The sequence below is a fragment of the Micromonospora sp. HB375 genome (assembly GCF_017872985.1).
GTDB lineage: Bacteria > Actinomycetota > Actinomycetes > Mycobacteriales > Micromonosporaceae > Micromonospora > Micromonospora chalcea.
In genome coordinates this window covers 6,343,580-6,356,255 of record NZ_JAGGJO010000001.1, presented here as the reverse complement: position 1 = coordinate 6,356,255, position 12,676 = coordinate 6,343,580, and the positions used below count along the sequence as shown (strand labels likewise).

The window sequence follows — 12,676 nt, the reverse complement described above, 5'->3', positions numbered from 1 at the left end:
GTCCGACCTCGGCCGGATCGTGACGATTCCGATACCTGCCGTGCGGGATTGGAGCGGAAAACGGCTGGGTAGCTAGCCCGGTCACAGACCGCCACCGTGGCGGCCACACGGCGGGGGAGGTGATCAGATGTCGGTCCTGCGAACCAAGCCGATCGGGGACGTGCTCGCCCAGGGCGACGCCGACGGCGAGGACGGCAAGCCGGGACTGCGGCGCCGGCTCGGCGCGGTCGACCTGATGGGCTTCGGCATCGGCATCGTGATCGGCACCGGCATCTTCACGCTCACCGGTGTCGAGGCGCGCAACAGCGCCGGGCCGGGCGTGGTGATCTCGTTCGGCATCGCCGGCCTGGTCGCGCTGCTCGCCGCGCTCTGCTACGCCGAACTGGCCAGCAGCGTGCCGACCGCCGGCAGCGCCTACACCTACGCGTACGCGACGATGGGCGAGATCGTCGCCTGGATCATCGGCTGGGACCTGCTGCTGGAGTTCGCGCTCGGCGCGGCGGTGGTGGCCCGCGGCTGGTCCGGCTACCTCGCCGACCTGTTCGGCCTGCCCAGCGCCTGGTTCGCCGAGGAGGGCAGCGTCGTCAACCTCGGCGCGATCGGCATCGTGCTGGTGCTCGGCGTGGTCGCCATCGTCGGCATCCGGGAGTCCGCCCGGGTCACCAACCTGCTGGTGCTGGTCAAGGTGGCGATCTGCGCCTTCGTGATCATCGCCGGGCTGTTCTTCGTCAAGGCGGCCAACCTCAGCCCGTTCATCCCGGCCGCCGAGCCGGCCGGCGCCGGGGACGACGGCATCAAGCAGCCGGTCACCCAGGTCATCTTCGGGCTGGAGCCCTCCGTCTTCGGTTTCGTCGGGGTGCTCACCGCCGCCGCAGTGGTGTTCTTCGCGTACACCGGGTTCGAGGCCGTGGCGAACCTGGGTGAGGAGACCCGCAAGCCCAAGCGGGACCTGCCGCTGGGTCTGCTCGGCACGCTGCTCATCTCCACGGTGCTCTACATCGGCGTCTCGCTGGTCGTGGTCGGCATGGTCAAGTACACCGAGATCGACGAGGGCGCGCCGATCGCGTCCGCGTTCCGGGCGGTCGGCGCCGGCTGGGCCGCGGTGCTCGTCTCCATCGCCGCCGTCGCCGGGCTCACCAGCGTGATCCTGGTCGACCTGGTGGCCATGGGCCGGATCGGCTTCGCCATCGCCCGGGACGGGCTCATCCCGCCCGCCATCGCCAAGGTGCACCCGCGCTGGGGTACCCCGTACCGGATCGCCGGGATCATGACCGTCGCGGTGGCGCTGCTCGCCGGTTTCCTTCCGCTGTCGGCGCTGGCCGACCTGGTCAGCATCGGCGCGCTCTGCGCGTTCACGCTGGTCGCGATCGCGGTGCCGATCCTGCGCAAGCGCCGGCCCGACCTGGAGCGGCCGTTCAAGGTGCCGTTCTCGCCGGTGTTGCCGATCCTCACCGCCGTGGCGTGCCTCTACCTGAGCCTGAACCTGTCGGTGGAGACCTGGCTGCGGTTCCTCGCCTGGATGCTGATCGGCGCGGTCATCTACTTCGGGTACGGCCACCGCAAGAACCGGCTCGCCCGGCGCGAGCACTCGGACACCCCCGAGCCCGCCCCCACCCCCTGAGGCGGGCACCGCGGAGCCCTCCCGACGCGCGGGCCGGGAGGGCTCCGCCCTGATCGACCGTGAATTCTGCAACGTTGTAACTCTCCGTGTGAAGAGGTCGTCACGTCGTCGTGAGGCGGTACAGTGCGGCCAGCGTTCACCGGGAGGACAGTTCAGTGCGGCACAGGCTCAAGGACGTCGCGGAGCGGGCCGGAGTGTCGGTGAAGACCGTTTCCAACGTCGTCAACGGCTACCAGCACGTGCGCGCCGACACCCGGGCCCGGGTCGAGGAGGCCATCGCCGCGCTCAACTACCGGCCCAACCTGTCGGCCCGCAACCTGCGCAAAGGGCGTACCGGGGTGATCGCCCTGGCCGTGCCCGAGCTCGACATCCCCTACTTCGCCGAGCTGGCCCGGCACGTCGTCACCGCCGCCGCCGAGCACGACTGGACGGTGCTCATCCACCAGACCGGCGGCGGCTCCGAGCAGGAGCGCAAGGCCGCCAGCGGCATCGGCGACCACATGATCGACGGCCTGATCCTGAGCCCGCTCGCGCTCACCTCCGACGACCTCGCCGCCCTGCACGGCCTGCCCGTGGTGCTGCTCGGCGAACGGGTCGACAACGGCCCCGCCGACCACATCATGATCGACAACGTGGCCGCCGCCCGGGAGATCACCGCCCACCTGATCGGGCTCGGCCGCCGCCGGATCGCCGCGATCGGCTCCCAGCGCACCCCCGAGGGCGCCAGCGCCCGGCTCCGCCTGGCCGGCTACACCGCCGCGCTGGCCGAGGCCGGCATCGCGTACGACGACCGCCTGGTGGCGCCCGCGCCGGCCTGGCACCGCGCGGACGGCGCCGCCGCCATGCGGCACCTGCTCGCCACCGGGGTACGCCCCGACGCCGTCTTCTGCTTCAACGACACGCTCGCGCTCGGCGCGCTGCGCGCCCTGCACGAGGCGGGCCTGCGCGTGCCCGAGGACGTCGCGGTGGCCGGCTTCGACGACATCGAGGACGGCCGCTTCTCGATCCCGACGCTGACCACAGTCGCCCCCGACAAGGAACGCATCGCCCGCCTGGCGGTCGAGCTCCTGGCCGGACGTCTCGGCCCCGACCGCGACTCCCCACCCCGCGAGTTGGTAACCCCTCACCACCTAGCCCTGCGAGAGTCCGCCCCCCTCTAGCCCCGCGTCTCAGCCGCGTCTCAGCCGCGTCTCAGCCGCGTCCCAGCCGCGTCCCGGCCGCGTCTCAGCCGCGTCGATCATGAAGTTGGCGGCGATGTCGATCTCCTTGAGTGCCGCCAACTTCATGATCGACGGGGTGGGTTCGGGTCCGGGGTGGGTCCGGGTCCGGGTCCGGGGTGGGGCCGGGGTGGGTCCGGCTCGGCCGGGGTCAGTCGAAGAAGCGGGCCAGGTGGGATGCGGGTGGGGGCGGCGCGTCCGGGGGCAGGGGAGTGAGGTCGGCGAAGACCGACGCGCCGTCGCAGCCGACGTGCAGCGGATACCAGCGCGGCGTACCCGGCGGGCGCTGACCGCAGATGCCCTTGAACGTCTGCACGTCCAGCAGGCGTACGTGGGTCGGGTCGGCCACCGCGTTGACGTGCCGCCACCAGGGGCTCATCACGTGGAGCACACCGCCGGGCCGCAGCACCCGGTGGCACTCGTCGAACAGTGGCAGGAAGTCGATCAGGTGCTCGACGATGTGCACCGCGAAGAACACGTCCACCGAGGCGTCGCGCAGCGGCAGCGAGCCGGCGAGATTGGCGACCGCGTTCACCCCCGGCGCCGGATAGATGTCCAGCCCCAGGTTGCCCGGCCACTGCTTGGTCGCGCCGCAGCCCAGGTCGACCACCACCGGCGCCCGCCCGCCCACGGCGACCCGGCACCAGACCCCGAGTACGCCCGACAGCCGGCCGATCAACTCCCGTACCAGCCGCAACTGCGCCGGGTCGGCGACCGCGCCGGTCAGGTGCGCCACCCCCCGATCGAAGCGCACCTCGACGGTCGTCCCGCGTAGCCGCTCGTCGTGCCGGACCAGGTCGGCCCACGCCTCGGCGAGAAACTCGTCGGTCTGCCGGAGTCGCTCACCCGAGAGCGCGGTCTGCCCCATCGCCACCATGCACCACCTCCGGCGGCCCGTTACCCCCATTTCACCCCAATATGCCCCGACCCGTCCGCCGTCCTCCTCCACCCCGTCCCGCCGTCCGCCCCGCCCCACCCCGTTGATCAAGGAGTTTGTGTCACCAGAAGACGCCCGCGAGGACACAAACTCCTTGGTCACCGGGGCGCGCCCGAGATTTTGGAAGATTTCGGCCGTCATGGGGGCACTTTCCTTCCAAGATCTCCCGCGACTCGGGGATCAAGGAGTTCGTGCTGGCGTCGGCGTGGATGGACCCGAACTCCTCGATCGCGAGAGGCCACCCCCCACCCCGTTGATCAAGGAGTTCGTGTCCTTTTTCGAGGGCGACGTCCACACGAACTCCTTGATCACCGCCGGTTTCGGGCCGGGGTGCACGCTCCGACGGTGAGGCTTGGGGGTGGGCGCTGTCGATCGTGGAGTTGTGGCCCGGGCCAAGCTCGCAAAAGGGGCAGACGGGGGCCGCAACTGCAAGATCGACGCGCTGAGGGGCGGGGGGGGTGTGGCGGGAGGGAGGGAGAGAGGGAAGGAGGAAGGAGGGTCAGGGGGAGAGGGTTCGGCGGATGGTGCGGGAGCTGCGCATCCGCTGGCGCGGCTGGGCGGCCGCTGCCTTCGGGCGCTTGAGGTGGTAGCGGTGCAGCTCGTTGTTGCCGGGCAGCGACGGGTCCTCGCTCATCGCGACCAGTTCCCAGCCCTGGTCACCGGCCCGGTTCAGGTGGGCCAGCGCGGTGTCGCCGTACGGTGTCACGTCGATCATGGAGCCGTCCGGGCCGTACCAGATGAAGACGACCTCGAACCCGAGGTCGGTCGACGCGGGTTGACGACGACGGACCAGCAGCGCGTACTCCCACTTGAGCATGCGCTCATTGTGGACCCGCACGCGCGACTCGGCATGGATCAGTGTTCGGCGATCCGTCCGTCCGCCACGCGCAGCCGCCGGTTGACGCTCACCGCGTCGAGCATCCGCCGGTCGTGGGTCACCAGCAGCAGCGTGCCCGGGTAGCTCGCCAGCGCCGATTCGAGCTGCTCGATCGCGGCCAGGTCGAGGTGGTTGGTCGGCTCGTCGAGCACCAGCAGGTTCACGCCGCGCCCCTGCAGCAGCGCCAGCGCGGCCCGGGTCCGCTCGCCGGGGGACAGCGTCGCCGCCGGCCGCAGCACGTGGTCGGCGCGCAGCCCGAACTTCGCCAGCAGCGTCCGCACGTCCGCCGGGGCGAGATCGGGTACGGCGGCGCCGAACGCGTCGAGCAGCGGCTGGTCGCCGAGGAACAGTCCCCGGGCCTGGTCGACCTCGCCGACCACCACGCCGGGGCCGAGCGCGGCGTGCCCCTCGTCCAGTGGCAGCCGGCCGAGCAGCGCGGCGAGCAGGGTGCTCTTGCCGGAGCCGTTCGCCCCGGTGATCGCCACCCGGTCGGCCCAGTCGATCTGCAGGTCCACCGGGCCGAGCGTGAAGCCGCCACGGCGTACCACTGCTCCTCGCAGCGAGGCCACGACGGCGCCGGCGCGGGGCGCGGCGGCGATCTCCATCCGCAACTCCCACTCCTTGCGCGGCTCCTCGACCACCTCCAGCCGCTCGATCAGCCGGGCGGTCTGCTTGGCCTTCGCGGCCTGCTTCTCGGTCGACTCGGTGCGGAACTTGCGGCCGATCTTGTCGTTGTCGGTGGCCTTGCGGCGGGCGTTCTTGACGCCCTTTTCCATCCACGCCCGCTGGGTGCGGGCGCGCGCCTCCAGGCCGGCCTTCGTGTCGGCGTACTCCTCGTACTCCTCGCGGGCGTGCCGGCGCGCCACCTCCCGCTCCTCCAGATAGGCCGCGTAGCCACCGCCGAAGTGGTTGACCTGCCGCTGATGCAGGTCCAGCTCGACGATCCGGGTGACGGTGCGGGTGAGGAACTCGCGGTCGTGGCTGACCACCACGGTCCCGGCGCGCAGCCCGGTGACGAAGCGTTCCAGCCGGTCCAGCCCGGCCAGGTCGAGGTCGTTCGTGGGCTCGTCGAGCAGGAAGACGTCGTACCTGCTGAGCAGCAGCGACGCGAGCCCGGCGCGGGCGGCCTGCCCGCCGGACAGGCCGGTCATCGGGTGGTCCAGGCCGACGTCGAGACCCAGCTCCGCGGCCACCTGCGCGGCCCGCTCGTCCAGGTCCGCGCCGCCGAGGTCGAGCCAGCGTTCCAGAGCATTCGCGTACGCGTCGTCGGCGCCCGCCGCCCCGGCGGTGAGCGCCTCGGTGGCGGCGTCGAGCGCGGCCTGCGCGGCGCTGACCCCGGTGCGCCGGGCCAGGAACTCGCGGACCGTCTCGCCGGGCCGGCGCTCCGGCTCCTGCGGCAGGTAGCCGACCGTTGCCGTGGGCGGGCTGAGCGAGACCGTGCCCTGCTCGCGTGGGACCAGCCCGGCGAGGGTACGCAGCAGCGTGGACTTCCCCGCGCCGTTGACCCCGACCAGCCCCACCACGTCGCCGGGCGCGACGACCAGGTCGAGGTCTTCGAAGAGGAGGCGGTCACCGTGGCCGGCGGTGAGGTCCTTGGCGATCAACGTGGCGCTCATCAGGGCACCGAGCCTACCGGCGTGCGCATCCGGATTACCGCGACCCACGCTCGCGGCGGCACCGATCTGAGGGAGACTCACAGCCGTGGTGACCACACTGGCGATCGACTGCGGTGGCGGCGGGATCAAGGCCTCCGTGCTGGATGCCGCCGGGACCATGCGCGCCCGGCCGCTGCGCGTGCCCACGCCGTACCCGCTGCCGCCTGCCTTGTTCGTCAAGACGCTGCTGGATCTCGGCGCCCGCCTGCCCACGGCGGACCGGCTCACCGTCGGCATGCCCGGCATGATCCGGCACGGCGTCGTGGTGGCCACGCCGCACTATGTGACGCGGTCCGGGCCGCGCAGCCGCGTCGACCCGGACCTGCTGGCCGAGTGGTCCGGGTACGACGCGCGTACCGCGCTGGCCGAGGCCTTCGGCGTGCCGGCGCTGGTGTTGAACGACGCCGAGGTGCACGGCGCGGGCGTGGTCGCCGGGACCGGCTGCGAGCTGGTGCTGACGCTCGGTACCGGGCTGGGCAGCGCGTTGTTCGACGGCGGGGTGCTGGCGCCGCACCTGGAGCTGTCGCACGCGCCGGTGCGGTGGAACACCACCTATGACACGTACGTGGGGGAGCCGGAACGGCGGCGCCTCGGCGACGCGTTCTGGTCCCGGCGGATCCGGCAGGTGGTGGACGGCCTGCGGCCGGTGTTCCGCTGGGACCGGCTGTACCTCGGCGGCGGCAACTCCCGGCTCATCCGGCCCGAGCAGGTGGCCCGGATGGGCGATGACGTGGTGATCGTCCCGAACACTGCCGGAATCGTCGGCGGTGTCCGGGCCTGGGACCTGGTCGGCGGCCGGTACGACCCCACAACCTGATCTTTCGCCCCGCAGGAACACTCGCGCTCCCGCCGGTGTTGTGCCAGCGTCGGACCAAGGGCCTGGCGCGACACGAGGAGGTGGGTCGAGTGGATCTTCTGGCGGAGTACCGGCGGGCGACCATGTTCTTCGAAGCGGGTGACCCGACCGGAGCGGCCCGGCTGCTCGAACCGATCATCGAGGCCGAGCCGGACAACTCGTCGGTCCGGCAGCTGCTGGCCCGCGCCTACTTCCAGTCGGCCCAGCTCAACCGGGCCGAGGAGCAGTTGCGCGAGCTGGTCGACCGGGACCCGAGCGACCACTACGCGCACCACGTGCTCGGCCGCACGCTGGAGCGGATGAACCGGCCCGTGGACGCGCTGCGGCACCTGCGCATCGCGGCCGCGATGTACTCGACGAACACCGACTACGCCACCGCGCTGCGCCGGGTGGAGGGCAAGGTCGGCCGTTGACTGATCACGCGGAAGGGCAGCCCGCCCGGGCTGCCCTTCCGCGTACCTAGGATGGGACCGTGAAGCTCAAGCTCGACCTCCACGACATCTACAACAAGGGCCACGACATCGATCGTGCACTGCGCGGGATCATCGACGAGGCGGTGGCGAAGAAGGCCACGCTCGTGGAGATCATCCCGGGTAAGGGGTCGGGCGCGCTGAAGAAGAAGGTGCTGCGGTTCCTCGACCAGAAGGACGTGAAGCAGCTCTACCACCGGGTCGAGAAGGACTCGAAGAACTTCGGCCGTTTGTTCGTGCATTTCCGCTGGAAGTAGAACCGGCATGCCCCCTGACCTGCGTCCTGGGTCGTTCAGAGGGGGCCGAAAGCAAGATCATGCCGTTTCCGGGTGCTCCGGCACGTGCCGCCGTCCGTGTCAGAACTTGGGGTTTATGTAGCTACCCCAGGTCCAATTCTGGTCTTCATCGCTCATGCCGCGGATATCAATATCGAGCGGTTCGAGGTGGGCCGCCGGAAGGGGGTCCGAGTCTACGATAACTTGCAGGGAGCCGGTGAGAGTGTAGTATCCGGAACGCGGATCAATGCACTCTTTCCAGTTGTAGTTCGCGGCAGTAAGATAGATACTTCTTTCCTGATAGCCTTCCTGGTTGAGCATGACGTGACCCCACGAGTAGGTACCCGAGGCGAGCTGGATCTGCCTGGAGATGCACGCAGTGGCCATGCCCTCCGCCGGGATCCGCGCAAGCTTCGTCGACTTGGTCAGGTAAGCGGTTGCGGCGGCATTCGCAGGAGACGCGACTCCAACCAGACCTGCGGCTATGAGAATCGACGCAACAGCGGACCGCAATTTAATCAGACGCAAGGAATCCCCCGATAGTTGGGCCACACACCTTCCGTGAGCGGCCGGTGCCCGTTGCTCGTAGCAAGCTATCGAGGAAGATGAGCGGGCGCAAGGGCATGATGTCTGTCACGAAGCGCTACCGCTCGTAAGCATTTCCTGGTTGTTGCGCTCAGGCACTCCTGGATGGCTAATGGCGCAGTCGGGGGAGAGTGCCGTTCAACATCAGGCCGTTTACCGGCCGCCCCATCGCTGTCAGCACGATCGGGCGCGGCTTGCTCTAGTCTTGATCCACTCCAGTACGCCGAAGTGGCGGTATCCCGGCGCGGGGATACCGCCACTTCGGCGAGGTGGTGCAAGTAAGTGGCGGTCAGAGCGGGTACGTGCGCGCCACCGCCAGCATCTCCGAGCTGTGCGAGCCGACCACGCCCACACCCTCCGGCCGCTCCCGGAACCCGGGCACCCCGGAGAGCCCGTCACTGGCGTCCATCGCGCGCACCGAAACGGCCCCGGCGCCGGGCACGAGCGTCAGCGTCACCTCGACACCGTCCGGCGGCGGGGCGTGGAACACGATCCCGAACCCCCACCTGCCGTCGCCCGGCTCGACCGGCACGTCCCGCCCGGCCACCGAGGCGGACCGCACGGTGGCGGTGCTGGTGTCGACGTGCAGCGTGAGCAGGCGTACCTGCCGCTGCGGCGTCACGCGCAGGCGCAGCACGCGCTGGTCACCGGTGCGGGTGTCGGAGAGCAGGTCCAGCTTCGGGGCGGGCAGGGGCGCCGCGGCGGCCGGTCCGGCGCGCATCTCACCGTTGCCCAGCCCGGGGAAGTCGTCGGCCACCGCGATGCTCCGGTCGACGTAGCCGTCGGTCCAGGGCTGCGGCTTCTCCTCGCGCGTGAGCCAAGCCGCCTTCCCGGTGCCCGCGTCCAGCGCGTACATCAGGTGGGTCGGCACGGGATGCGCGGCGTCGAAGCGGTCCACGGCGAGGCCGACCCCGGCGAGCACCACCGCCGCCAGCGCGGCGGCCGCGGCGGGCAGCGCGCCGAGCCGGCGTGCGCGCAGCGCGAGCAGGCCGCGCTGGCCGCTGGCCCGGGGGTGCAGCAGGTCCACCACCGGGAGTACGGCGAGGCCGAGCAGCACCGCGACGAGCGCGGCTACCGCGCCCATGCCCATGCCGAGCGCCGGGAACAGCAGCACCACCGGCGGCAGCAGGATCACCACCGCCACCGCGGCGGCGAGTGTCACCGCGACCACCGGCCACGGTCCGTCGCGCCGGGTGGCGAGCGCGGCGAAACCGGCGAGCGCGCCGGCCAGGGCGGGCAGTGTCGTCAGGTACGCCCCACCGGGCACCGCCACCGCCAGCAGCACGCCGAACACGGCGAGCCAGGCCAGCCCGCCGAACGCCAGCGCGGCCGGGCCGACCCGTCGGCGCAGCAGCGCGTACCAGCAGAACAGCACCGCGGCGGAGAGCGCCACCACGGCGAGCCGATACCAGACCGGGCGGTACGGGTCGAGCAGCTCGGCGTACCCGGGGCGGATCGTGGTGATCGCGGCCCAGAGCAGCCACGCGCCGAGCGGCGCCACGACGACCGGCAGCAGGGTGAGGCCGAAGCCGGCGGCGAGCGTGCCGGCGGTGGCGCGGCCCCGGCGGCGCAGGAGCCAGCCGAGCGCGCCGACGGCGAGCAGCGCGGCGACGGCGAGCGGCAGTGTCAGCCAGCCGGGGTAGCTCACCAGGCCGCCGAGCACCGGGAAGTAGGTGTCGTCGTGGCCGGCGCGCAGGTCGCCCAGGTCGGTGCGGCCGAATTCGCGGGCCAGGCCGAGCGCGTTGTCGCCGTGCATCTGGAGGCTGCCCCGGTCCACCCGGGCCGGCACGTCCAGCGGGGTGTGGTAGATCGCGCCGCCGTCGATGTACGCCGAGTTCAGGCCCACGAATTTGCGGTCGAGGAACGCGGTGAAGTCGGTGTCGTTCGGCAGCGCGCGGTAGATCTCCACCGCGAACGAGGTGCCCACCGGGTGCGGCGCGGCCTTGCCGAACACCTCGACCAGCTTCGCGTTGTTCCGGGACGTCTCGAACATGATCACCGGGCCGGTGGAGCCGCGCGCCTCCAGGTTGAGCACCACCCCGCCCTCACGGGCGAGCGGGTGGTCGCCGGCGAACCCGGCGGCCCCGCACAGGCACGCCTCCTCCGCGTCGGTGAGCACGAAGACGATGTCGTTGCGGGGGCGCGGGCCGGTGGTGAGCGCCCGTGCCACCTCCAGGATCGTGGCGGTGCCGGCGGCGTCGTCGTTGCCGCCCGGCCCGGTCTGCACCGAGTCGTAGTGGGAGACCAGGAACACCTTCCCGGTCGGGTCGGTGCCGGGGAGCCGGGCCACCACGTTGCGGACCCGGGCCAGCGTGGCCCCGCCGGCCGCGCCGGACAGCTGCCCGGCCTCGGGCGCGACCGCGTCCTGCACCTCGGTCTGCAGGCCCAGCCCGCGCAGCGTCGCCACCAGGTGCTCGCGTACCCGGTCGTTCGCGGCGCTGCCCGCCACGTGCGGCTCGGCGGCGATCACCTCGACGTTCCGGTACGCCCGGGCGGCGCTGAATTCGCGCTCGGGCGCGTCCGCCGGGGCCGGCGCCGGGGTGGAGAGGCCGACCAGGACGCCCGCCCCGACGGCGAGCAGCGCGATCAGCGCGGCGACGGCGCTGGTCAGCCGGCGGCGGGGCTTGGTGAGCGCCCGGTCGGCGGGACGGGTGGGGGGTGCGCCCACGGGGACTCCTCGGGGTGGATCAACGGGGTGGGCATCATCCTGCACCCCCGGGGGCTGCGGCGGCAGTCCTCGGACGGTGCGCTGCGGGCGTGACAGCGCTCCCGGCGTAACATCGTCTGTCGACCGTGCCGCTGTGGAGGTGGACCGGTCACCCGCTCCGCCGCGCCGGTGTCGGCCGCGTTGTGTATGACTGTGGTCTGAGTCAGGATCAGCAGGGCATTCGGAAGGAGCCCGACATCACCAGCGAACTCCCGCGACTCGCGGCGGTTACCCGACCGCAGCGGGGTTCCGGCGCGTCGGGCGCCGTCCACGTGCCGTCGGCCGGGGCAGGGCTGCACGGCGGCGTACCGCCGGGCGAGCGGCTACGGGTGCTGCTGGTCGAGGACGACGAGGGCGACGCCTTCCTGGTCGGCGAGCTGCTCGCCGAGACCAACTCGATGATCGACCTGCTGGTGGCGACCAGTCTCAGCGAGGCCCGGCAGCGGGTGATGGGCGTGGACTGCGTCCTGCTCGACCTGGGCCTGCCGGACGCGCAGGGCCTGGACGGGCTGCGCCGGGTGCTGGAGATGGCCAGCGGCGCGGCGGTCTGCGTGCTGACCGGCCGGTCCGACGAGCACCTGGGCATCGTCGCGGTCGCCGAGGGCGCGCAGGACTACCTGGTCAAGGGCCAGGTCGACGGGGTCCTGCTGACCCGGGCGCTGCGGTACGCGGTGGAGCGCAAGCGGGCCGACGAGAACGCCCGCCGGCTGCGTGAGGTGGAGCTGCGCCAGGCCGAGTCCGCCCGCCTGGAGCGCGGCCTGCTGCCGCAGCCGTTGATGACCACCGACGAGGTGTCGGTGCACACGTTCTACCGGCCCGGCCGGCACGCCGCGCTGATCGGCGGCGACTTCTACGACGTGGTGCAGACCCGGCCGGACCGGATCGACCTGATCGTCGGCGACGTCTGCGGGCACGGTGTGGACGAGGCGGCGCTCGGCGTCGAGCTGCGCGTGGCCTGGCGGGCGCTGGTGCTGGCCGGGGTGCCGGACGACGAGGTGCTGCCCGCGCTGGAGCAGGTGCTGATGAGCGAGCGCCGCCTCCAGGAGATCTTCGCGACGGTGGCCACCACCCGGCTCGACCTGGCGTCGGCGCGGGCCACCGTACGCCTCGCGGGTCACCCGCCGCCGCTGCTGCTCAGCGGCGGCACTGTCGCGCCGGTGCCGGCCAGGGGTGGGCTGCTGCTGGGCGTACGGCCGCGCCGCCCGATCGCCTTCGACCTGGAGTTCGACACCGACGACTGGTCTCTGCTGATGTACACCGACGGCCTCATCGAGGGCCGGGTGGACGGCGGTGACGAACGGCTCGACGTGCCCGGTCTGACCGATCTGCTCGCCGACCCGGCCAACCGGGCGGTGCCGCTGTCCGAGCTGCCCGCCTGGCTGGTGGGGCGCGCCGAGCAGATAAACGGTGGCCCGCTGGCCGACGACGTGGCGATGTTGCTGGTCACGCGGGGCAGCGGCCGGTGAGCGCGAGCGC

At 71.9% G+C, this 12,676-nt stretch carries 11 protein-coding genes; 6 read left to right on the top strand and 5 right to left on the bottom strand.

What is annotated here, in order from left to right; translation table 11 throughout:
* Positions 1-127 precede the first annotated feature (127 nt).
* On the top strand, positions 128-1,621 hold the full coding sequence (locus J3R08_RS28265; RefSeq protein WP_043328110.1) for an amino acid permease: 1,494 nt from the start codon (positions 128-130) through the stop codon (positions 1,619-1,621).
* A 155-nt stretch (positions 1,622-1,776) separates the two neighbouring features.
* A complete protein-coding gene (locus J3R08_RS28260) occupies positions 1,777-2,781 on the top strand; it encodes a LacI family DNA-binding transcriptional regulator (protein WP_209963360.1) in 1,005 nt (334 codons plus the stop codon).
* A 208-nt stretch (positions 2,782-2,989) separates the two neighbouring features.
* Here the strand turns inward: J3R08_RS28260 and J3R08_RS28255 are convergent, their stop codons facing one another.
* From J3R08_RS28255 to J3R08_RS28245, 3 genes are all read right to left on the bottom strand, one after another.
* Complete coding sequence (locus J3R08_RS28255) at positions 2,990-3,715, bottom strand: methyltransferase domain-containing protein (protein ID WP_043328114.1); 726 nt, start codon at positions 3,713-3,715, stop codon at positions 2,990-2,992.
* Between the two features lie 559 nt (positions 3,716-4,274).
* Positions 4,275-4,592, bottom strand: a complete 318-nt coding sequence (locus J3R08_RS28250) for a hypothetical protein (RefSeq protein WP_043328117.1) — start codon at positions 4,590-4,592, stop codon at positions 4,275-4,277.
* A 38-nt stretch (positions 4,593-4,630) separates the two neighbouring features.
* Positions 4,631-6,268: an ABC-F family ATP-binding cassette domain-containing protein gene (locus tag J3R08_RS28245; RefSeq protein ID WP_069087765.1), complete on the bottom strand. Its 1,638-nt coding sequence runs from the start codon at positions 6,266-6,268 to the stop codon at positions 4,631-4,633.
* Between the two features lie 85 nt (positions 6,269-6,353).
* Between J3R08_RS28245 and J3R08_RS28240 the strand changes: the two genes are divergently transcribed.
* From J3R08_RS28240 to J3R08_RS28230, 3 genes are all read left to right on the top strand, one after another.
* Positions 6,354-7,124 (top strand): ROK family protein, encoded by a 771-nt coding sequence (locus J3R08_RS28240; RefSeq protein WP_069087764.1) that lies wholly within the window; start codon positions 6,354-6,356, stop codon positions 7,122-7,124.
* Positions 7,125-7,213: 89 nt separating this feature from the next.
* Positions 7,214-7,576, top strand: a complete 363-nt coding sequence (locus J3R08_RS28235) for a M48 family metallopeptidase (protein ID WP_018787684.1) — start codon at positions 7,214-7,216, stop codon at positions 7,574-7,576.
* Between the two features lie 59 nt (positions 7,577-7,635).
* Positions 7,636-7,890 carry a Smr/MutS family protein gene (locus J3R08_RS28230; RefSeq protein ID WP_064446661.1) on the top strand — a complete coding sequence of 85 codons (255 nt, stop codon included), beginning with the start codon at positions 7,636-7,638 and terminating at the stop codon, positions 7,888-7,890.
* A 99-nt stretch (positions 7,891-7,989) separates the two neighbouring features.
* Here the strand turns inward: J3R08_RS28230 and J3R08_RS28225 are convergent, their stop codons facing one another.
* A complete protein-coding gene (locus J3R08_RS28225) occupies positions 7,990-8,229 on the bottom strand; it encodes a hypothetical protein (protein ID WP_147265155.1) in 240 nt (79 codons plus the stop codon).
* Positions 8,230-8,782: 553 nt separating this feature from the next.
* The gene (locus J3R08_RS28220; protein ID WP_209963356.1) at positions 8,783-11,161 is read right to left on the bottom strand and encodes a M28 family peptidase; all 2,379 of its coding nucleotides are present in this window, start codon (positions 11,159-11,161) and stop codon (positions 8,783-8,785) included.
* 311 nt (positions 11,162-11,472) lie between these two features.
* On the opposite strand from J3R08_RS28220, the gene J3R08_RS28215 reads away from it, so the two are divergent.
* The gene (locus J3R08_RS28215) at positions 11,473-12,666 is read left to right on the top strand and encodes a PP2C family protein-serine/threonine phosphatase (RefSeq protein ID WP_064446658.1); all 1,194 of its coding nucleotides are present in this window, start codon (positions 11,473-11,475) and stop codon (positions 12,664-12,666) included.
* The last annotated feature ends 10 nt before the right edge of the window (positions 12,667-12,676 follow it).